21 protein-coding genes are annotated in these 22,129 nt (G+C 36.8%); 17 read left to right on the forward strand and 4 right to left on the reverse strand.

Annotated elements, in window-relative coordinates:
* Nucleotides 1-6: 6 nt before the first annotated feature.
* Genes ACN5J7_RS11750 through ACN5J7_RS11760 form a run of 3 tightly spaced genes read left to right on the forward strand, consistent with a single transcriptional unit; the run spans nucleotide 7 to nucleotide 2,459 of the window.
* Nucleotides 7-846 (forward strand): 1,4-dihydroxy-2-naphthoyl-CoA synthase, encoded by an 840-nt coding sequence (locus ACN5J7_RS11750; RefSeq protein ID WP_418604031.1) that lies wholly within the window; start codon nucleotides 7-9, stop codon nucleotides 844-846.
* The gene (menA, locus tag ACN5J7_RS11755) at nucleotides 847-1,749 is read left to right on the forward strand and encodes a 1,4-dihydroxy-2-naphthoate octaprenyltransferase (RefSeq protein WP_418604032.1); all 903 of its coding nucleotides are present in this window, start codon (nucleotides 847-849) and stop codon (nucleotides 1,747-1,749) included.
* Between the two features lie 32 nt (nucleotides 1,750-1,781).
* Nucleotides 1,782-2,459 (forward strand): metal-dependent hydrolase, encoded by a 678-nt coding sequence (locus ACN5J7_RS11760; protein WP_311937698.1) that lies wholly within the window; start codon nucleotides 1,782-1,784, stop codon nucleotides 2,457-2,459.
* Between the two features lie 5 nt (nucleotides 2,460-2,464).
* Here the strand turns inward: ACN5J7_RS11760 and ACN5J7_RS11765 are convergent, their stop codons facing one another.
* Entirely contained in the window at nucleotides 2,465-3,376 is a 912-nt protein-coding gene (locus tag ACN5J7_RS11765) for a sterol desaturase family protein (protein ID WP_418604033.1), read from the reverse strand.
* Nucleotides 3,377-3,441: 65 nt separating this feature from the next.
* On the opposite strand from ACN5J7_RS11765, the gene ACN5J7_RS11770 reads away from it, so the two are divergent.
* The 5 genes from ACN5J7_RS11770 to ACN5J7_RS11790 all read left to right on the forward strand — a co-directional run bounded on the left by ACN5J7_RS11770 (nucleotide 3,442) and on the right by ACN5J7_RS11790 (nucleotide 11,809).
* Nucleotides 3,442-4,482 (forward strand): o-succinylbenzoate synthase, encoded by a 1,041-nt coding sequence (locus ACN5J7_RS11770; RefSeq protein ID WP_418604187.1) that lies wholly within the window; start codon nucleotides 3,442-3,444, stop codon nucleotides 4,480-4,482.
* 9 nt (nucleotides 4,483-4,491) lie between these two features.
* Nucleotides 4,492-5,475, forward strand: a complete 984-nt coding sequence (locus ACN5J7_RS11775) for a lysostaphin resistance A-like protein (protein WP_418604034.1) — start codon at nucleotides 4,492-4,494, stop codon at nucleotides 5,473-5,475.
* Entirely contained in the window at nucleotides 5,459-6,541 is a 1,083-nt protein-coding gene (locus ACN5J7_RS11780; protein WP_418604035.1) for an AMP-binding protein, read from the forward strand. The genes ACN5J7_RS11775 and ACN5J7_RS11780 overlap by 17 nt, the downstream gene beginning before the upstream one ends.
* A gap of 47 nt (nucleotides 6,542-6,588) precedes the next feature.
* Entirely contained in the window at nucleotides 6,589-8,352 is a 1,764-nt protein-coding gene (sppA, locus tag ACN5J7_RS11785; protein WP_418604036.1) for a signal peptide peptidase SppA, read from the forward strand.
* 151 nt (nucleotides 8,353-8,503) lie between these two features.
* Nucleotides 8,504-11,809 carry a TonB-dependent receptor plug domain-containing protein gene (locus ACN5J7_RS11790; protein WP_418604037.1) on the forward strand — a complete coding sequence of 1,102 codons (3,306 nt, stop codon included), beginning with the start codon at nucleotides 8,504-8,506 and terminating at the stop codon, nucleotides 11,807-11,809.
* A 154-nt stretch (nucleotides 11,810-11,963) separates the two neighbouring features.
* Here ACN5J7_RS11790 and ACN5J7_RS11795 read toward each other — a convergent pair whose 3' ends face one another.
* Nucleotides 11,964-12,386 carry a DoxX family protein gene (locus tag ACN5J7_RS11795; protein WP_311937712.1) on the reverse strand — a complete coding sequence of 141 codons (423 nt, stop codon included), beginning with the start codon at nucleotides 12,384-12,386 and terminating at the stop codon, nucleotides 11,964-11,966.
* Between the two features lie 57 nt (nucleotides 12,387-12,443).
* Nucleotides 12,444-14,072, reverse strand: coding sequence for an acyl-CoA carboxylase subunit beta (locus ACN5J7_RS11800; RefSeq protein ID WP_418604038.1), 1,629 nt, complete (start codon nucleotides 14,070-14,072; stop codon nucleotides 12,444-12,446).
* Nucleotides 14,073-14,224: 152 nt separating this feature from the next.
* Here ACN5J7_RS11800 and ACN5J7_RS11805 point away from each other — a divergent pair, with 152 nt between their 5' ends.
* The 7 genes from ACN5J7_RS11805 to ettA all read left to right on the forward strand — a co-directional run bounded on the left by ACN5J7_RS11805 (nucleotide 14,225) and on the right by ettA (nucleotide 18,801).
* Nucleotides 14,225-14,581 carry a DoxX family protein gene (locus ACN5J7_RS11805; RefSeq protein WP_418604039.1) on the forward strand — a complete coding sequence of 119 codons (357 nt, stop codon included), beginning with the start codon at nucleotides 14,225-14,227 and terminating at the stop codon, nucleotides 14,579-14,581.
* On the forward strand, nucleotides 14,582-15,112 hold the full coding sequence (locus ACN5J7_RS11810; RefSeq protein WP_311937719.1) for an NAD(P)H-dependent oxidoreductase: 531 nt from the start codon (nucleotides 14,582-14,584) through the stop codon (nucleotides 15,110-15,112).
* Nucleotide 15,113: 1 nt separating this feature from the next.
* Nucleotides 15,114-15,398, forward strand: coding sequence for a GNAT family N-acetyltransferase (locus ACN5J7_RS11815; protein ID WP_418604040.1), 285 nt, complete (start codon nucleotides 15,114-15,116; stop codon nucleotides 15,396-15,398).
* A gap of 41 nt (nucleotides 15,399-15,439) precedes the next feature.
* Nucleotides 15,440-15,877 (forward strand): MarR family winged helix-turn-helix transcriptional regulator, encoded by a 438-nt coding sequence (locus ACN5J7_RS11820; RefSeq protein WP_418604041.1) that lies wholly within the window; start codon nucleotides 15,440-15,442, stop codon nucleotides 15,875-15,877.
* A 51-nt stretch (nucleotides 15,878-15,928) separates the two neighbouring features.
* On the forward strand, nucleotides 15,929-16,801 hold the full coding sequence (locus ACN5J7_RS11825; protein WP_418604042.1) for a pirin family protein: 873 nt from the start codon (nucleotides 15,929-15,931) through the stop codon (nucleotides 16,799-16,801).
* Nucleotides 16,802-16,889: 88 nt separating this feature from the next.
* Nucleotides 16,890-17,072 (forward strand): CAL67264 family membrane protein, encoded by a 183-nt coding sequence (locus ACN5J7_RS11830; RefSeq protein ID WP_311937728.1) that lies wholly within the window; start codon nucleotides 16,890-16,892, stop codon nucleotides 17,070-17,072.
* A gap of 37 nt (nucleotides 17,073-17,109) precedes the next feature.
* Nucleotides 17,110-18,801, forward strand: a complete 1,692-nt coding sequence (ettA, locus tag ACN5J7_RS11835) for an energy-dependent translational throttle protein EttA (protein ID WP_418604043.1) — start codon at nucleotides 17,110-17,112, stop codon at nucleotides 18,799-18,801.
* Nucleotides 18,802-18,864: 63 nt separating this feature from the next.
* Here ettA and ACN5J7_RS11840 read toward each other — a convergent pair whose 3' ends face one another.
* Entirely contained in the window at nucleotides 18,865-19,071 is a 207-nt protein-coding gene (locus tag ACN5J7_RS11840) for a hypothetical protein (protein WP_418604044.1), read from the reverse strand.
* Nucleotides 19,072-19,409: 338 nt separating this feature from the next.
* On the opposite strand from ACN5J7_RS11840, the gene ACN5J7_RS11845 reads away from it, so the two are divergent.
* Nucleotides 19,410-20,756 (forward strand): microtubule-binding protein, encoded by a 1,347-nt coding sequence (locus ACN5J7_RS11845; RefSeq protein ID WP_418604045.1) that lies wholly within the window; start codon nucleotides 19,410-19,412, stop codon nucleotides 20,754-20,756.
* A gap of 222 nt (nucleotides 20,757-20,978) precedes the next feature.
* A complete protein-coding gene (locus ACN5J7_RS11850) occupies nucleotides 20,979-22,043 on the forward strand; it encodes a hypothetical protein (protein ID WP_418604046.1) in 1,065 nt (354 codons plus the stop codon).
* Nucleotides 22,044-22,129: the final 86 nt, after the last annotated feature.

Raw genomic sequence — 22,129 nt, forward strand, 5'->3', positions numbered from 1 at the left:
TAAAAAATGGAACAAGCAAAATGGGTAACCGCTAAAGAATATCAAGATATTACCTATAAAAAATATAATGGCGTAGCACGAATTGCGTTTAATAGACCAAATGTTCGAAATGCTTTCCGTCCAAAAACAACCAGCGAGCTTTATGATGCCTTTTATGATGCCAACGAAGATGTAAATATAGGGGTGGTATTGTTATCGGCCGAAGGGCCATCAACCAAAGATGGCGTTTGGAGTTTTTGTTCGGGTGGTGACCAAAAAGCCAGGGGACATCAAGGTTATGTGGGAGAAGATGGCTACCACCGGTTAAACATATTGGAAGTGCAACGGCTTATCCGGTTTATGCCAAAGGCAGTTATTGCAGTGGTTCCTGGTTGGGCAGTAGGAGGCGGACATAGTTTACATGTGGTTTGCGATTTAACTTTAGCAAGTAAAGAGCACGCTATCTTTAAACAAACCGATGCCGATGTAACCAGTTTTGATGGCGGCTATGGGTCTGCATATTTGGCAAAAATGGTGGGACAGAAAAAAGCCCGTGAAATCTTCTTTTTGGGTCGGAATTATTCCGCTCAGGAAGCTTACGATATGGGTATGGTAAATGCCGTAATTCCGCATGACGAATTAGAGGATACCGCTTATAATTGGGCACAGGAAATATTAGCAAAATCGCCAACATCAATTAAAATGTTAAAATTTGCTATGAATTTAACTGATGATGGCATGGTAGGGCAACAGGTATTTGCTGGCGAAGCAACCCGTTTAGCCTATATGACCGACGAGGCTATTGAAGGTCGAAATGCTTTTCTTGAAAAACGAAAACCTAACTTTGTAAAAAAATGGATTCCGTAAATGAAAAATATCTCTATTTGGATTTCAACCATGCGTTTACGAACGCTACCGCTATCGGTTTCCGGAATTATTTTAGCGACTTGTTTAGCGGCATATAATGGTTATTTTAACTGGAAAATCTGTGTTCTGGCTATTTTAACGACGCTAAGTTTACAGATACTTTCCAATTTGGCAAACGATTATGGCGATGGTATTAAAGGCACCGATAATAAAGACCGTATAGGGCCGGAGCGCGCCATTCAAAGTGGTAAAATATCACCCGATGATATGTTTCATGCCATCCGAATTAATATTTTAATTTCAATAACATTGGCTTTCGCACTAGTATTTACGGCTTTTGGCGTTAAACATTTTTTACTCACCATGCTCTTCTTTGTATTGGGAATTGCAAGTGTTGTAGCGGCAATGCGCTATACTATTGGAAAAAATGCTTATGGCTACCGAGGTTTGGGCGATGTTTTTGTATTTGTTTTTTTTGGATTGGTAAGCGTTATTGGTTGTTATGTACTGTACGCGAAAACCATTGACCATGTGGTTTTTTTGCCAGCCTGCACCATCGGCTTGTTGAGTATGGGCGTTTTAAATTTGAACAACATGCGTGATATAATTTCGGATGAAAAATCGAATAAAATCACACTAGCGGTGAAATTGGGACAAAATAAAGTTAAAACTTATCACACGGTGCTAATAGTATCCGCTATAATTTTATCGGGGCTTTTCGGCATTTTGTATTATACCTCACCATTCAATTTAATCTTTGTGGTTGCCTATTTGCCATTAATTGTTCACATAAAAAAAATAAACAACAATAAAGACCCTAAATTGTTAGATCCCGAACTGAAAAAATTAGCCTTAACCACGGTGTTTTTGGCTATTTTAATGGGAATTGGACATTTGTTATAGTTTTTGTATTTTTCTGTTAAAATTTAGAACACATGAAAATCACATTTTACGGTCACGCGAGTTTGGGCATTCAAGTTGAGGACACTCATATTTTAGTCGATCCTTTCATTACGGGAAATGATAAAGCGTCACATATTGATATAAATACGCTTAAGGCAGATTATATTTTGCTAACCCATGCGCACCAAGATCATATTTTGGATGTTGAAGCCATTGCAAAACGAACCGATGCCGTTATTGTTTCTAATTTTGAAATTGTTTCGCACTTCGAGAATTTGGGATTGGAAGGCCATCCCATGAACCATGGCGGCACTTGGGATTTCGAGTTCGGAAGTGTAAAATACGTCAATGCCATTCATACGTCATCGTTTCCCGATGGCAGTTATGGTGGGCAACCAGGTGGTTTTGTAATTGAAGGCGAGCACAAAAATATTTATATCGCCGGCGATACGGCTTTAACTTTTGATATGAAATTGATTCCACTTCAAACAAAATTAGATTTAGCGATTCTTCCCATTGGCGATAATTTCACCATGGGTATTGATGATGCTATTTTGGCCAGTGATTTTGTAGCATGCGATAAAATTTTAGGCTATCACTTTGATACGTTTGGCTATATTGAAATTGATCACGAAGTTGCCAAACGCAAGTTTTTTGAAAAAGGCAAAGATTTAATGCTATTAAAAATTGGCGAGAGTTTGGAGTTGTAGTTTGTTTACATTCTTTTTTCACCGCCAACTGAATCCATCCATTCTTTCCGTAAATCGTCAGAGATTTTGCCTGTGCCATCGTGTTTCCAACCCGGTGGTTTTATAAAGTAAAGAAATCTTTTAGTAATGGATTTTCTACCGGAAAACACATCTTTAAACATATTAACCCATTCAATAAATGCAATCTTGATAGGGTTGTGGGTGTCGATGTTTTTCACCAATCCGTAAATCACTTTTTCATCTTTAAGTTCTGGCTGAAAGGTGCCAAACAACCTATCCCAAATAATTAAGATGCCCGCATGATTTCTATCCAAATAAATAGGGTTGCTACCGTGATGCACACGGTGGTGCGACGGCGTGTTAAATACAGCCTCGAACCACTTGGGCATTTTATTTATGGCTTCGGTATGTATCCAAAATTGATAGAGTAAACTAATAGACATTTGCAACATAATCATCGCGGGATGAAACCCGAGCAATGGCAGCCACAACCAAAAAATAAACGAATAAAAACCCCCAGACCAGGTTTGCCGTAACGCCGTACTTAAATTGTAATGCTGCGACGAGTGGTGCACCACATGCGATGCCCAAAACAAACGACACTCATGCGAAATGCGATGAAACCAATAGTAAGCAAAATCATCAGCAAAAAAAATAAGCACAAAACTCCACCATGCAACGGGAATGGTAAACAGTCTAAAGTTTTCATAAATAAATAAAAACGACAACAAAACCAGAGCTTTGCTAAAATACCCTAAAAACACGTTGCCCAAACCCATGGTAATGGACGAAATGGCATCTTTTTTTTCGTAAGAATTAATGCCTTCCTTTACCGTTACATATAATTCGATAAGCATCGAAAGGATAAAAAAAGGAATAGCAAATAGTATAATATCAGGAAATTCGGGAGACTGCATGGTTTTTAAATTAGTTTTAAAGCTTTACAAATTAAACATTTTTATTGATTATTTTTGAAAATTCTATGATTGCAACGTACCACAAATACATTTTAAACTTTAAACAAGCCAGCGGAACATCGCGCGGGGTTTTAAAAACCAAGGAAACTTGGTTTATTGTTATTGAGCACAACGGAAAAAAAGGCATTGGCGAATGTGGTGTTTTTCGTGGTTTGAGTGTTGACGATGTGCCGCATTACGAAGATATTTTACAATGGACTTGTGTGAACATCCATTTAGGATTAGGGCTGTTATTGGATGAGTTGAAAAAATTCCCCAGCATACAATTCGGGTTGGAAATGGCCTTTAAATCTTTGGAAAGTGAAAATAAATTTGAATTATTCCCTTCCGAATTTACAAAAGGCAATGCTTCAATTCCTATAAACGGACTCATTTGGATGGGTTCCGAGGCATTTATGAAGCAGCAAATAAAAGATAAAATTTCAGCGGGATTCAATTGTATAAAAATGAAAATTGGAGCCATAGATTTTCAAACGGAAATCAATCTGATTAAATCGATTAGAAAGGAATTTTCATCAAAAGATATTGAATTACGCGTGGATGCCAACGGCGCTTTTTCAAAAGATGAAGCTTTGGAAAAGTTGAAGATGTTGTCGGATTTCGATTTGCATTCCATCGAGCAACCCATAAAACAGGGTCAAATTGAAGCCATGGCAAACCTTTGCGAAAATACGCCATTACCCATAGCTTTAGACGAAGAATTAATAGGTGTTTTTTCTGTAACAAAAAAGAAGGAACTGCTACAAACCATAAGTCCGCAATACATTATTTTAAAACCCAGTTTAGTGGGCGGTTTTAAAGGTAGCGATATGTGGATAGAAATTGCTGAAAAACTGAATATTGGTTGGTGGATTACCAGTGCTTTGGAAAGTAATATCGGGCTAAATGCCATAGCCCAATACACTTTTGTAAAGCAAAGCGATTTACCCCAAGGACTTGGTACTGGCGCATTATTTACCAATAATTTTGATAGCCCATTACAAGTAAAAAATGGTACATTGCAAAACCATAAAAAACGAGCTTGGAATTTAGAACTTTTAACATAAAATTTTATAATGTATATAAATCAAACATTTAATGTATTACACGATTGGTGGCGGTATTTAGTAGGCTCTGTTTTTGTATTTGTTGCGTGGCAATTAATAGGGATGATTCCTTTAGCTATAGGCATAGGTATAAAAGTTATGGGCGGTGGCGAAATTCCTGGAGACATACCGCAAATGGTAGCGCTTTTAGGCAATAATTTGTTTTTGTTTTTAATGCTTTTATCGTTTGCCATTGGTTTGGTTGGCTTGCTTTTAACAACAAAGTTTTTACACAAACAGCCTTTAACACACTTAACAACAGCTCGAAAAAAAATAGATTGGAAACGCTTTTGGTTTATATTTTTTCTATGGGGCATAGTGTCTAGCGGTTTTGTGCTTGTCGATTATTTTTTCTTAACACCCGAAGATTACGTTCTCAACTTTCAATTACAGCCCTTTTTAATATTATGTGTTATAGCTATTTTGCTTGTGCCTTTACAAACCAGTTTTGAAGAGTATTTATTTAGAGGCTATTTGATGCAAGGACTTGGGGTTGTTTTAAAAAATAAATGGGCACCATTATTAATAACCTCGATAGGTTTTGGATTGTTACATATTGCAAACCCGGAAGTTGAAAAATTAGGTTATATCATAATGGTATATTATATTGGGACAGGCTTGTTTTTAGGTATCATTACCTTAATGGACGATGGTTTGGAGCTGGCCTTAGGTTTTCATGCGGCAAACAATTTGTTTACGGCATTGTTGGTTACGGCAGATTGGACAGCGTTTCAAACGGATTCAATTTTAAAAGATATGTCCGATCCAGAAAAAATGGGAATAGCCGAAATATTTGTCCCCGTATTTGTTATATTTCCAATACTGCTTTTCATCTTATCAAAAAAATACAATTGGTCCAATTGGAAAGACAGGTTGTTGGGCGATGTTGTAGAGCCTCCAAAAGAAAATTATAAAATAATAGAAGAAATAGGAAATCATGATACCCGATTATAGTAAAGTACATTCAAAATTCAAACTCGATAGAAATCATTATTCATTTGAAGACCTTGATGAGGTAGCCTATAGTTTTGTAAAAGAAGGCCGCCCTTTTGAGCAGGATATTGGCAATTTTCTACTCGATTGGTTGGATAAAAAAGATTATATAACGGTAAACACTTCGGGCTCTACGGGCAAACCAAAACCTATTAAGATAAGCAAGCAAGGCATGGTGAATTCGGCCGTTGCGACGGGCAATTACCTTAAATTAAACCCGGGCGATACGGCTTTATATTGTTTGCCAGCACATTATATTGCAGGTAAAATGATGCTGGTTAGAGCCATCATTTTAGGCTTGGAACTAGATTTAAGACAGCCTACATCGCAACCTATTTTCGATTACAAAAAGCATTACGATTTTGTGGCTATGGTGCCTTTGCAACTTGAAAAAATCTACGGCTATTGCGATGCCATTAAAACTATTATTGTGGGTGGCGCACCTGTTTCAAACAACTTGAAAAAAGCCATCCAAGGCATAAGATCAAATGTTTATGAAACTTATGGAATGACGGAAACCATAACGCATATCGCATTAAAAAAGCTTAACAATTTTGGTGAAGCAGGGTCTGTGGCTTCATCCCATTTTAAAACACTGCCAAATATTTTATTGTCTCAAGACGAGCGAAATTGTTTGGTAATTGATGCGCCTAAAATTTCAACCGAGCCCATAGTAACCAACGATATTGTAAAGTTGTATTCTGAAACCGAATTTGAATGGCTGGGTCGTTTTGATAACATTATAAACTCTGGAGGCATTAAGTTTTCCCCGGAACAGATAGAGGCCAAACTTCAAAATAAAATAAAACAACGCTTTTTTATAGCTTCTGAAAAAGATGAAAGATTGGGCGAACAGGTAATTTTGGTTGTTGAAGACGAATCCAACACCATGGCTGATTCCGTGTTTTCAGAGTTGGAAAAGTTCGAGAAACCAAAAGCTATTTACAACGTTGCACAATTTAATGAAACCACTTCAGGCAAAATCCAGCGCAGCAAAATCTTAAAACAATTAAAAGTTCATAATTAATTGTAACATTGCCACCGTTTAATCTACTAACCATCAAAATTTAAAATATGAACTTTATAAAGCGCGTCCTTTCTACCGTTACGGGAATTTTTGTATTCCTGTTTATTTGTTTTGCATTACTCATAGTAATCGGGTTGTTGGCAGGCTCGTCGGCAGATGACAACATTATTGTTAAAAACAATTCGGTGTTAAACCTGAAACTGGATTTCCCTATAAAAGACTATGCCGGAAAAACGGTTTTTAAGCAATACAGCTTTTTAAATGAAGATAGAAAAGATGGTCTTTTCAATATTATTGATGCCATAAAATATGCGGCGACCGATGATAAAATAAAAGGCATCACTATTGATAATAATTTTATTCAAGCGGGAATTTCGCAAACCAAAGCGATTAGAGATGCCCTTTTGGAGTTTAAAAAATCGGATAAGTTTATTGTGGCGTACGCCGATATTTATACGCAAAAAGACTATTATTTAAGTTCTGTTGCCGATACTATTTACATGAATCCCGCAGGTATGATGGAGTTTAACGGCTTATCTACAGAACATTTGTACTTTAAGGATTTCCAGGAAAAATCGGGGATTAAAATGGAGGTCATCCGTTTAGGAAAATATAAAAGTGCCGTTGAGCCTTTTCTGGAAAACGAAATGAGCGCCAATAATCGCGAGCAAATCGAAGGGTATTTAAATGGGATTTGGAGCGAACTTAAAAAAGAAATTTCTGTAAGCAGAAACATATCTGCTGAACGCTTAAACACTATTGCCGACAGTTTGTTGTCGAGAACTGCGCCATTGGCAATAGCATCAAAAATGATTGATAAGATTGCATATTACGATGAGTTTCAAAATGGTTTAAGACACGCTCTAGATTTGGAAGCTTTAAAAAAGATAAACAGCATTTCTATAAAGGATTATGCCATTCATACGGCCAACAAAATCAAAACAAAAACAAGCAGTAATCACATTGCCATTATTTACGCCGAAGGTGAAATTATATACGGTGAGGGCGACGAGAAATATGTCGGTCAAGGCGCTGTAAACCGTTCGTTAAAAAAAGCCAGAGAAGACGATAAGGTTAAAGCGGTTGTAATTCGTGTAAATTCACCAGGCGGAAACGCTTTGGCAAGCGAACTTATTTGGCGCGAAATAGAACTGACCAAAAAAGTAAAACCGGTTATAGTATCGATGGGCGATGTGGCCGCTTCCGGTGGTTATTACATCGCCAGTAATGCCGATAAAATTATAGCGGAACCTACAACAATTACTGGCAGTATAGGTGTTTTTGGCATGCTACCAAATGTAAAAGGGCTCGCCGATAAATGGGGCATAAATGCCGAACAGGTTTCAACCAATAAAAATGCCGTGGTTTATAGTTTGTTTGAACCCATGAGCGATACCCAAGAAGCTTTTATAAAAGAAAGTATCAATAATATTTATGAGTTGTTCACTAATAGGGTTGCCGAAGGTAGAAATATGACACAAGATGATGTTAAAGCCATTGCACAGGGCAGGGTGTGGACAGGTGTTGACGCCTTAGACAATGGACTGGTTGACGAACTTGGTGGTTTGGAAGTGGCACTAAAACATGCCGCAGACATGGCGCAAATTGAGGATTATAAAATTAAAGAGTTCCCCGTTTTTGAGAAAGACCTCGATAAAATTTTGCAAAGTTTTGGTTTGGCTAAAACAAAAGAAACTATATTAAAAGAAGAATTAGGTGAGGCCAATTACAAAATCATGCAGGATATAAAAGCGATGTCGCAACGAAAAGGCATTCAGTTGCTGCTTCCTTTTAGTACCGACATTAAATAATAATAGTAAATCAATAATTTAAAAGGTTAGGCGAGAGCTTAACCTTTTTTGCTTTTATAGTTAACTCACCCAAAAGCACGCTTCACTCATTTCTGGTTTTTTAATATATAGTTTGATGATAGTTTTATGCTAAACTTAAAAATCAACTATTATGAAAACCTTATTAAAAGTTATTTTTTTAATCCTTCCGATTGCTTTCTTTTCCCAAAATATGCCATCAATAAAAGTAGGGAACGATAAGTTGGGAATTACATCGTTAGATGTAAAAGTAGACGTTGTTGGAAACATAGCTACCACGACTTACGACATGCTTTTTTATAACCCGACATCCAATGTTTTAGAAGGCGAATTGGCTTTTCCGTTAGGCGAAGGGCAACGTGTATCGAGATTGGCGCTTGAAGTAAACGGAAAACTTAGAGAAGCCGTTGTAGTGGAAAAAGAACAAGGTCGCGTTGCTTTTGAAGCTGTAGTAAGACGACGCGTAGACCCTGTTTTATTGGAAAAAGGAACCGGTAATAATTACAAAGCAAGAATTTACCCGATTCCGGCAAAAGGTTATAAAAGAGTGGTTTTGGCACACGAACAAGAATTGATTTTTAGTGAAGAGGCGCATTACTTTCATTTGCCTTTGGGGTTTAAAAAACATTTAGATCATTTTGTTTTGGAAATGAATGTGTTCGATCAAAAAATGAAACCTTCATTAAAAGAAGGACATATTGAAAATTTTCAATTTAAAGCCTTGTATAATAATTTTTACGCTAAAGTTGAAAAGAAGAATTACACCCCGAGTGAGTCTTTAACCATTAAAATTCCACAGTATTTCAACAGTAATAAAACCATAACTTATGATGATTATTTCTATATCTATAAAACCTTAAAAACCAATAAAAAACTCAGGGAAAAAGCTGGTGAAATTAGTATTTATTGGGATGCATCATTATCAATGAAATCAAGAGATTTGGAAAAAGAACTTGAGTTTTTAGATAATTACATCAACCATTTAAAAGATGTAAAAGTAGAACTGGTAAAATTCAGTAATCAAATACTATCGACCAAAAACTATATAATATCTAAGGGAAATTGGTCAAATCTTAAACAAGCATTAATAAATACGGTTTATGATGGTGGTACATCTTATGCTAATTTATTTTTGAATAATTCATCCCAAGAAATTCTAATGTTTTCTGATGGCATGAAAAATTTAAGCGATTTGGCAGTTAATACAAGTCAGCCCATTTATGTTGTAAACAGTATTGTTAAAGCAAATCATAGCGAGCTGAATAGTATTTGCGAAGCTACCAACGGAAAGTATATCAATCTAAAAAATGCTACCGTTAAAGAATCAGTTGATAAAGTGATGTATCAATCTTTTAAGTTTTTAGGTTTTGAGTCTTCAAACAAAAACTTGGAAGTTTATCCGAATAATGCCATAACCGTTTCAACGGATTTTTCGTTTACCGGTAAAAATTTTAAGAAAAATGATATGGTGATTTTGCAGTTTGGTTACGGAAACAAGATTACTCAAAAAGACACTTTAGTTATACAATCGGAGGCTTCAAATAATTTAGTAAAACGTATTTGGGCTCAAAAGAAACTAAATAAACTTCAGCAAGAAAGCGATATGAATAAAGATGAAATCGTAAAACATAGTATGTTTTATAATTTGGTAAGTAACCACACGTCTTTAATTGTTTTGGAAACCGTTTGGGATTATGTGCGCTATAAAATTACGCCACCGGAAGAATTATTGGAAGAATACAATAGAATCATCAATAGAAATAATGGTAAAAAGGTTATTGCTGTACAGGAAAATGAAACCCAAACTGAAGAAAGACAAACAAACCAAACACCGAATTCTGGGAATTTTTCAGGAACAGTTTTAGACAAATCTGGACTGCCACTTCCAGGAGTTAATGTAATTGTAAAAGGAACAAACACAGGAACACAAACCGATTTTGATGGTAATTTTTCGATAAATGCAGATGAAGGCGCAGACTTAATATTCAGCTACATCGGCATGCAAACTCTTGAAACAACAATAGGCAGCTCATCAACGGTAAACATTTCAATGCAAGAAGATTCGGCGCAGTTAGATGAAGTTGTTGTTGTTGGATACGGTACACAAAAAAGGAAATCATTAACAGGTTCGGTTACAACCATAAAAAGTGAAGATTTGAGTGCTGGCTATCAAGGAAATATTGCCAGTGCTTTACAAGGAAGAATTGCTGGTGTGCAAGTAGGTTCTAGAAATAATCCAGGTGCTAGTTCTAATATTATGATAAGAGGCGCTACGTCATTAAATGGCAACAATCAACCGCTATACGTTATTGATGGTGTGCCAGTAAGTGGCAATGTTGACGACTTAATCGATGTTAATAATATTGAAAGTATATCAGTGCTAAAAGGTGCTTCTGCCGGAGCTTTATACGGTAGTAGAGCGGCAAATGGCGTTATTATTATAACGAGTACGTTTAATAATAATAGAACGAATACAGCGCGCAATTTTAATAGCTCAAGAAAGAACAAAAACCGATATAAAGGACGATTAAAAATAAAAACACAAACACTGAATACACCTTATATTGTTGAATTAAATAATTCGAAATCTTTGGAAGATGCCTATAAAACCTACTTGTCTCAAAGGGAAAAATATGAACACGTACCCGCTTATTATATTGATGTGTTCGATTATTTTAAAACATGGAACAATAAAGAAATTGCGCTTAGAATATTAACGAACATAGCAGAATTGGATTTTGATAATTACGAGCTTTTAAGGGTTTTGGGTTACAAATTAGAAGAAGCAAATAATTATGGGTTGGCAGCTTATATTTACAATCAAGTATTAAAATTGCGACCTGAAGATTCCCAATCGTACCGAGACTTAGCCTTGGTTTATCAAGAAATAGGTTTGGCTCAAGAGTCTTTTAATTTATTAAATGGTATTGTTAACGGTGCTATTTACAAAAATAACGACCGAAGAAAGTTTGCCGGCATGCAACAAATTTCTAGAAATGAAATCAATACATTACTTCAAAAAAATGCTGAAATAAAAAATGAAGATTTCATAAATGCAAATAAAAACGAGGCATCGTTTGATATAAGAGTTGTTATAGATTGGAACCATAACGACACCGATATTGATTTGCATATTATCGACCCTAATCTGGAAGAATGTTATTACAGCCACCCAAAAACCAAAATAGGAGGTAGGTTATCGCAAGATATGACCCAAGGTTTTGGACCAGAGGAATTCACGTTAAAGCATGCAAAAGAAGGGACGTATTTTATAAAAGTGAATTATTTTGGAGATCGATATCAAAAAATAGAAAACCCAACGTTTATGAAGGTTACCATGTTTAAAAACTTTGGAAAACCAAATGAAACAAAAGACATTAAAATAATTCGATTAACCAAAACCAAAGACAAACAAATAGTTGCTAAAATAGAAGTATAGTTTAAATATTAAAGGAGGCCGTCCAAAAAAGTCAATTTCTATTCTAAATGTCACATTGAGCGCAGTCGAAATGCTTTGGTTTTCAAAACATAAAAACTTAGACTGCGCTCAGTTTTACGCTGGATAATCACTTAATAGATAACCCTTTTAAATCTCACTGTTGCATTTTAAAGTAATAATCTGCTGAATGTTTTCCAGAGCCATAAAACAAAAAGAAAACACAAACTAAAAACGTGATTAATGCCAATGTTAAATTGTCCGAATTCATCTCGCCCAAAAAATTAATGGCAATCGCGCCAATTAATATTGGCAATTGCGCCATTATAGCCCAACGAGTTAATAAACCAAAGGCAATTAAAATACCGCCAATAAAGTGTGCCGGTGCCACATAATGGATAATAAACATGCCACCGGCCATATTTTGAACAGGTTCAAAAAGACTCATAAGCATTTCGCTGTTTCCCATAAAGTTGATGCCTTTAATAAAAAGAAAGACACCAAGGGCAATGCGAATTAAATCAAGTGGCAAGTAAGTATGCGCATTGGCCCATTTGTTTAATGATTTTATTGTTCCCATGATTGAAATTATTGATTTTCAATACAAAAGGTACAAAATTTTCGTAAGATTGAAAAATTACACTTGCAAAACACCCATGTTAAATTGCTTTTCAATGGGCGCGTGATTAGCCGCTTCAATCCCCATTGAAATCCATTTTCTGGTGTCTAATGGGTCTATAATGGCATCGGTCCAAATTCGAGCAGCCGCATAATATGGCGAAACTTGGTTGTCGTATCTGTCCTTTATCTTTTTGTATAGTGCATCTTCTTTTTCTTTGGTGAATTTTTCACCCTGTTTTTCAAGTGATGCTTTTTCAATTTGGAGTAAAACCTTGGCTGCAGAATTCCCGCTCATAACAGCCAGTTCTGCACTTGGCCATGCCACAATTAATTTGGGGTCGTATGCTTTTCCGCACATGGCATAATTTCCTGCGCCATACGAATTACCTATAATAATGGTGAATTTAGGAACCACACTATTGCTTACTGCGTTTACCATTTTAGCACCGTCTTTTATAATGCCCGAATGTTCAGATTTACTGCCAACCATAAAGCCCGTAACATCTTGTAAAAACACTAAGGGTATTTTCTTTTGGTTGCAGTTGGCAATAAACCGCGTCGCTTTGTCGGCGCTATCATTATAAATAACGCCACCAAATTGCATTTCGCCCTTTTTGGTTTTTACCAATTTGCGTTGGTTGGCCACAATACCAACGGCCCAACCGTCAATTCTGGCGTAGCAAGTAATAATGGTTTGTCCGTAGCCTGCTTTGTATTCATCGTATTCCGAATGATCAACTAAACGCTTAATAATGTCGTACATATCGTATTGGTCGGCACGACTTTTCGGGATAATACCATAAATATCTTCAGGGTTTTCTTTTGGTTTTTTTGATTCACTTCGGTTAAAACCAGCTTTGTCAAAATCGCCAATTTTATCCATAATGTTTTTTATGGTATTTATGGCATCGGCATCGTCTTTTGCTTTATAATCGGTTACACCAGAGATTTCACAATGTGTTGTGGCACCGCCCAAAGTTTCATTATCAATGGTTTCCCCAATGGCGGCTTTAACCAAATAGCTCCCGGCAAGAAAAATGCTTCCTGTCTTATCAACAATCAACGCCTCATCGCTCATAATCGGCAAATAGGCGCCACCGGCAACACAACTACCCATTACCGCAGCAATTTGGGTAATGCCCAAACTGCTCATCACAGCATTGTTCCTAAAAATGCGTCCAAAGTGTTCTTTATCAGGAAAAATTTCATCTTGCATGGGTAAATACACCCCGGCAGAGTCGACTAAATATATTATCGGAAGCTTGTTTTCAATAGCGATTTCCTGTGCCCTTAAATTCTTTTTTCCCGTAATGGGAAACCAGGCGCCGGCCTTAACCGTGGCATCGTTGGCAACAACAATACACTGTTTGCCTTTTATATAACCCATTTTAACCACTACGCCACCAGACGGACAACCGCCGTGTTCGGCATACATATCTTCGCCGGCGAAAGCCGCAATTTCTATGGTGTTCCTTTTGGAGTCCAGAAGATAATCAATGCGTTCCCTCGCGGTCATTTTACCTTTGGCTTTATGTTTTTCGATTCGCGATTTACCGCCACCGAGGCTAACTTTTGCTAATTTTTTATTTAATTCGGAAAGTAGAAGTTTATTGTGGTCTTCGTTTTTATTGAAGTTAATATCCATGTATTTTAAGTTTGACGCTAATGTACAAAAGTTTCAAATTTTATTTTCGAGTTTGTTGATGAATTCGCAAAAACAGTTACATGGAAATATATTCCTAGGAATATAAATATTTTTATGCTATATTTGCAGTATTAATAAATATATAAATTAAAATGAAACGAGACAAAATAATTTATTACACGGCCACAGGATTGCTAACGGCAATAATGCTATTTTCAGTAAGCATGTATTTTTTTCAACACGAAGCTATTAAAGAGGCTTTTACAGGTTTTGGATATCCAACCTATATTATTTACCCTTTTGCAACGGCAAAATTACTTGGTTTGATTGCTATTTGGAATCCGAATTTTAAAGCCATTAAAGAGTGGGCTTATGCAGGCTATTTTTATGCCTTTATATTAGCGTTTTTTGCTCATTACATGATAGGCGATGGGCAAGAAGGAACCGCTGTTTTGGCTATTGTGGCATTAATTGTATCTTACATTTTTAATAAAAGAATAGCTAAATAAATGAAAAACATTATAGTGTTTGCAGGAAGCAATAGTAAAACCTCAATTAATAAGCAATTAGCGACTTATGCTTCTGGTTTGGTTGAAAATGTTAAAACTGATATTTTAGATTTAAATGATTTTGAATTACCGCTTTTTGGGGTTGATTTGGAAAAAAAATCAGGAATTCCAGAACCTGCTCATCAATTTTTGAAATTAATAAAGGAATCTGATGGCATTGTTTTATCGCTTGCCGAACATAACGGGGCGTATTCAACGGCATTTAAAAATATTTTTGATTGGATGTCGAGAATTGAAGCAAAAACTTTTTACGGAAAACCCATGCTATTGATGGCGGCATCACCGGGCGGAAGAGGTGGCGCATCGGTATTGGCTATGGCCCAAGATCGTTTCCCTAGGCACGACGCCCATATTGTTGAAACGTTTTCATTGCCGTTTTTTGGCGATAATTTTTCAGAAGGTAAAATCGTGAATAAGGATTTAAATTCAGCATTAAAAAATAAAGTACAAACATTTCAAAAAGCACTATAATATGGAAATCAAACAGTTTGACGACGGCAAAAAAGGAAAGTTCTATATAGAGATTGAAGGCAGTCAAGAGGCTGAAATGACCTATACCTATGCAGGAAAAGAGAAGATTATTATTGACCATACCGAAGTTAGCGAAAAATTAAAAGGACAGGGTGTTGGTTATAAATTAGTAGAAGCGGCAGTAGATTTTATGCGAGCGAATAATATTAAAGCTATACCGTTATGCCCATTCGCCGCCGCTGTTTTTAAAAAGAAACACGACGCGTATAAAGATGTCTTATCTTGATAGGATGATTGAATGTTTTAACCATAATTTGAAGATGTGCCATGGGCAATATTTCTAAAGATGTTAACTCGAAGTTTGAAAACAACAAAGTAAAAGCGTTAATCAATATTTTATTTACCGCAAATTGGATTACGTCACATCAAAATGCTTTTTTTAAGCCTTTCGGTATTTCGCCACAGCAGTACAATATTTTAAGAATTTTGCATGGTGCCAAAACACCTTTAAAAGTACAAACGATTAAAGCACGCATGATTGATAGGGCACCAAATGCAACACGGTTAATGGATAAGCTATGCGCTAAAAACCTCATTGAACGCATGCCTTGTAGCAGTGACAGACGGGTAGTTCATATTCAAATAACCAAAGCGGGATTAGCGCTCTTAGAAAAAATATCAATAGATTTTAATGTGGATTTACTGGATAATTTAACAGAAAAAGAGGCAGAACAATTAAGCGATTTACTCGATAAAATACGCTAGTGCTTTTTTTTTTGCCCACATAGTTTCCATGGAAATTAAAATAACAACATTATGAAACAAAATACAATAAAAACCATAGGACGAAGCGATTTTGTAAACATGGGCCCCATAAAATTGCGCCAACCTATACCTACACAACACATCGATATGATAGACCCGTTTGTATTATTACACCATTACGGACCCTATGCTATTGATGAAAGAAACAACCCGTTCGATTTAGGCCCGCATCCACATCGTGGTTTTGAGCCCATCACATTTTTGGTTCAGGGCGAACAATTGCACCGCGATTCTTTGGGGCACGAAAGCGTGGTAAAAGCCGGAGACGTACAATGGACCACCGCGGGCAGAGGGATTATTCATGCAGAGCGACCAACAAAAACCTTTGTAGAAAATGGTGGCACTTTAGAAGGTATTCAATTATGGTTGAATTTACCAGCCGAAAAAAAAATGATTCAACCCAATTATCAGCATGTTAAAAAAGATGAATTTAACCTGGTCTTTTCCGAAGACAAAAAAGTAAGCATTCAAGTGATCGCTGGAAGTTTAGAAGGTAAAAACGGAAAAATTGCTACACAAACGCCGGTTAATGTATATATGATTGATGTTGAAGCAGGTGGTAAGCACCATATCAAAATTGATAACGAGCATCAACCAGTACTGTATTTGCTCAGCGGAAACGTAAAAGTGAATGATGAAGTCGATTTAATTCAAAATAAAAATCAATTGATTGAATTTAATCAAGACGGCAATCAGTTTTCAATAGAGGCAAAGGCAGAGAGCAAGCTTTTATTTTTATCGGGAAAACCATTCCATGAAAAGGTAACAACTTATGGCCCTTACGTTATGAATACGCAAACCGAAATTATGGAGGCCATGCGCGACTATCAAATGGGTAAAATGGGGTTTCTTCCAAACAGTTAATAAAAAGCATCCGTTAAAGGGTGCTTTTTTTATGTAAAAAAGCGATATTTGCTTTTAAACTAACCATCAAAAATTTAAGAATAAGATTATGGCAATGAATAAAAATACGGTATTGGCTTGGGCTACTTGGATTATGATTTTTGTAGGCCTTGGCTTAATAGGATTGGGCGCTTTTAGATATGACGATGTTGCAGGTTGGGGGTTTGCGGCCGTTGGAGGTGGCTTTTTCTGTATCGCTTGGGTATTTAATGCTTTAAAGGGTAGGGTATAGCCTTTATATACAACTTAACAAATTACAACAAACAAAAATGAGCGACGATAAAAAGATAATCTTCTCAATGTCGGGGGTTACAAAAACATTCCCGAGTGCCAATACACCCGTTTTAAAAAATATATATTTAAGTTTTTTCTACGGTGCCAAAATTGGAATCCTTGGTTTAAACGGTTCGGGTAAATCCACTTTGCTAAAAATTATTGCGGGTGTAGATAAAAACTACCAGGGCGATGTGGTGTTTTCGCAAGATTATTCCGTGGGCTATTTAGAGCAAGAACCAAAACTCGACGAGAACAAAACCGTAATGGAAATTGTTCGAGAAGGCGCAGCGGAAACGGTTGCCATACTTGACGAATACAACAAAATTAACGATATGTTTGGGTTGGAAGAAGTCTATAGCGACCCAGACAAAATGGAGAAATTGATGAGCCGTCAAGCAGTACTTCAAGATCAAATTGATGCAGCAAATGCTTGGGAACTCGATACCAAACTTGAAATTGCCATGGACGCGCTGCGTACACCTGATGGCGATAAAAAAATCTCGATATTATCTGGTGGGGAACGCCGTCGTGTAGCCTTATGTCGCTTACTTTTACAAGAGCCGGATGTGTTATTGCTGGATGAGCCAACCAACCACTTAGATGCGGAATCTGTACATTGGTTAGAGCATCATTTGGCACAATATAAAGGCACCGTAATTGCAGTAACCCACGATAGATATTTTTTAGATAATGTGGCCGGCTGGATTCTCGAACTCGATAGAGGCGAAGGGATCCCTTGGAAAGGCAACTACTCATCTTGGTTAGACCAAAAATCGAAACGAATGGCACAAGAAGGAAAAGCGGCATCAAAACGCCAAAAAACGCTTGAGCGCGAGCTGGAATGGGTGCGACAAGGTGCAAAAGGCAGACAGACCAAGCAAAAGGCACGTTTGAAGAATTATGACAAACTCATGAGTCAAGACCAAAAACAGCTCGATGAAAAATTGGAGATTTACATTCCTAATGGCCCACGATTGGGTACCAACGTTATCGAAGCTATCGGCGTTAGCAAAGGTTACGATGATAAATTGCTTTACGAAGATTTAAACTTTAACCTGCCACAAGCGGGAATTGTGGGTGTTATTGGACCAAACGGTGCTGGTAAAACCACTATTTTTAGAATGATAATGGGCGAAGAAACCCCAGATAAAGGCGAGTTTAAGGTAGGCGATACGGCAAAAATTGCCTACGTAGACCAGAGTCATTCCAATATAGACCCAGAAAAAACGATTTGGCAAAACTTTAGCGACGAGCAAGAGTTGATTATGATGGGCGGAAAACAAGTAAATTCCCGAGCTTATTTAAGTCGTTTTAATTTCTCTGGGAGTGAGCAAAACAAAATAGTAAAATTACTTTCCGGTGGTGAGCGTAACCGTTTGCACCTGGCTATGACGCTAAAAGAAGAAGGTAACGTGTTGCTTTTGGATGAGCCAACCAACGACTTGGATGTTAACACATTGCGAGCTTTAGAGGAAGGCTTGGAGAACTTTGCAGGTTGTGCCGTTGTAATTAGTCACGACCGTTGGTTTTTAGATAGAATATGTACGCACATTTTGGCTTTTGAAGGCAATTCGCAGGTGTATTTCTTCGAGGGTAGTTTTAGCGATTATGAAGAAAACAAAAAGAAACGATTGGGTGGCGATTTGATGCCCAAACGAATAAAATACAAGAAATTAATACGGTAATGCTAAAATTAAAAAGCCTGCAATTGCAGGCTTTTTAATTTTAAAGCGTTTTGTCTTTTTTAATTAGTTGCCACCATACATGTGCCCATCGGTAAAATCTTTATAGGGCTTTTCATTTTCTTCTTCAATAGTTGTATTCATACTGTTTAAACGGTCGTTTTCTTTTTTTAGCAAATAAGATTTTCTAACACCAAGTATCAACAGAAAAGAGAAAATAACAACAACAATAATTAACACGGTAACTATATCAATTTGTGTAATTAATGGCATGCGGAAAAATGAGAGACTTATGTAATTTACAAGCATTTACAGTGCTTTATTTGGGTTAATAGCTATTCAAATATACCATTTTTTTGTTAACTATTATAAATAATAATGGTATCGCATTGGATTTTAGAGGTTTAAATTGTGCTAAAAGTCCGATGTTTATTCCGTTCCCCTAAAAAAATATTTTTAAAAATAAGTTTTGATGGCACCTATAAAATTCAATGTAACATTTTGTAAAAAAAACATACCAATAATTTAAGCAGGATTAATTTTGAAATTGATATTTTTTAACGAAATTGCTTGTTTATAAAAATTGTTAAACCTAAAATACAAGATATACCATGTCAGATGATTTTGATTTATTAGAAACCTCTTCAAACGAAAAGAACGAAAAAGTAGATGTCAATTGGGGAAAAGCCATTGATACGATGAAATCTAAATTGTCTCAAGAAGATGACCCGGAAGTTCGGCAAAAAATACTGAATGCCACTTTGGATGATGTGGTGCACATGGCTGAAAAAGACAGAACCACACTTTTGGATGCCATTAAAGATTTAACCGATTATCAAGATGAGGTGGGCATTATTTTTGAAAAATTCTCATCGCTTAACGCAACCGAACAAAAGGTAATTGACGATGCCCAAAAAGCATTGGACCGTGCGCGAATTGAATTGGAAGATGCCAAAAACAAGCCAGATACTTGGTGGAACAACCTTTGGGGCCGCAAAAGCAAGATTAAAAAAGAAGAGGAAGAATTTAAAGCTGCTGAAAAAGTACGTGCAGGAGCCGATAATAAGGCCAAAGCCATGTTCCAGGAACGTATTGAGAACGCCGATGTTCAAACGCTTTTAAGTGAGTTGTCTTATAAAAGTCAAGCTGCAGTATCTCGTTTAAAAAACAGGGAAATAGAGATAAAGGAAGTTGAAGAAAAACTAAAAGAAGCCATTGTTGAGGCCTCTAAAAACCACACAAAAGCCTTAGAAAAAAAGAACGAAGTTGAAGCTAAATTAGAGGAACGCTACGCGCTTTTAAAACAGGCCCGCCAGGAACTTGGGGACATTGCCGATAAACAATCTCCAGAATACTCCGAGGCTATTGGTAAAGTAACCGCTTTAGAGCAAAAGGTTGAAGAACTGGAAGGTCTTAAAAACGCCTATACAACGCTTGCAGCAAGTAAAGACAGCTTTGTGCACAAGCACAATTTAACCATTAAAGTATTAACATCGTTACGCAGTAACTTGCAAACACATCGCGCCAAATTAAAGAGTGATACCGAAGAGCGCCTTAAATATTACGATGGTTACGTGGTGGCTTTAAAAGCGAGAACCGACCAGGAATTTGCTGCTATTTTAGAACATTTAGGTGTTAAAACCGATGAGCATATTGGCGAAACCTTAGCGTCAATGCATACGGCAAGTGCCAAGGCACGACAAGATATGATGGACAATATTCCGGTGCACGAAAAAGTGATGCAAGGTGTTTATAGTAGTTATGCCGAGGCTTTACAGGAAATTCGTGTGAAGGATAGTGATATACAAAAGAATTTTGCTGAGCGCTACGGCATCGATATGAAAGAGATTTTTGAAGATTATTATAACGCCGATGCCAACAAACCAGCTGATGGCGGCGGAAAAGGCGATAAGCCTAATCCAAAACCAGAGGCTAAAGAAGACGATCTATTAAGTTAGCTGTCATTCCTGCAAAGGCAGGAATCTTATTAAAGGGCGTTGTAAGTTTAAAAACCAGTTTCGTTTTTCGCGTTAGGGATTGAGCGGTATGTTTGAGCTCGCCGACGATAGGAGGAAGCGAGTAGTGAAAGCCCGACCCCTCGGGTAACGCCCAAATTATTAAAATATTAGTGTATTCGTGGCAAAACTGCTTATTGGATACTGCATACTGAAGACTAAAAAATGTCCATAAACCACATAGTAACACCATTGGATTCTGCTGTTCTCGATTCTAAAGAGCATTATGTTTTCTATCATAAAATGGTCGATTTTGCTTTTAAAGAATTGATTGTTGCCGTGCAACGCCAAAGGATTTGTAATGACGTTGAGGTGCAATTGTTTAAGCAATACTGCGATTTGTTATTGTACTCTATTGAAGCCATGCGCATTAAATATATGTACGACGACGAGGATAATATGAAGGTGGATTTAACATATTCTGGGTTTCCCAATTATTTGGAATTTAGGTATTTGTTTAACGATTTGGAGTTGCGCGATGAGTATTTGGGCAAGCTTACACCCATTGATACTATTAAGGAAGAGTTTTTGGATACCTTAATGCGAAAAAAAGAACCGATTAAGAAAAGCAGGTTGTTTCAGGCGGCATCGATAGTGTATTACTCGTCGGTTAAAAAGGAATATATTTTCAATCGGTTTGTGCAGGGAAAAATACTGAAGGCTCCAGAAAAATCGGTTGCCGATTTGTTGGTGAGCTGGAGTTTTTATGATGTATCGCATAACCGGCCCTTTATCTGTTTTATGTATTTTAATTATGATGGAAAGGATGTAAACGATTATAAAGATGACATTTACGAGGTTTTAAAAACGGTTGCCGATAGAGACATGACCCTGGATACCATGGCCTATACCATTGATAGGAAATTGCCAAAGGTTTTGCCAAAACAGATAAAACGCATTGATTTGGGTCCCATGCACAATGTGTTTGCAAAAGATGAAAACGAGATAACACATGCCCTTTTAAAGGCTATTGGTAAAAAGGATATTCCGTTGGAATCGTATGCCATTTCGTTACGATTGGATGAAGTTAGCTCCGGTAGCGAGGTTAAGGAAGGCGGCTTTTTTAGCAAGCAAACGCTGCAAAAGTGGGATGCTATTTTTAAACGAAAATATGTGTTTGCTCCCCACAGGATCATTCAATTATTATATAACAAAACTCCGGAGATTATGAATGGGCTTGAAAAAGCTCCGATTCAGATAGCTGGTTTAGAAATAGATTTAAAAAATTAACGTCATAACGAGGAGCAAAGCGATGTGGTTATCTCATCAAATTTAACAGATTGCCAAGTTTCACTCGCAATGACGTAAAGAATAAA

Source organism: Hwangdonia sp. (assembly GCF_048381975.1).
Lineage (GTDB): Bacteria > Bacteroidota > Bacteroidia > Flavobacteriales > Flavobacteriaceae > Hwangdonia > Hwangdonia seohaensis.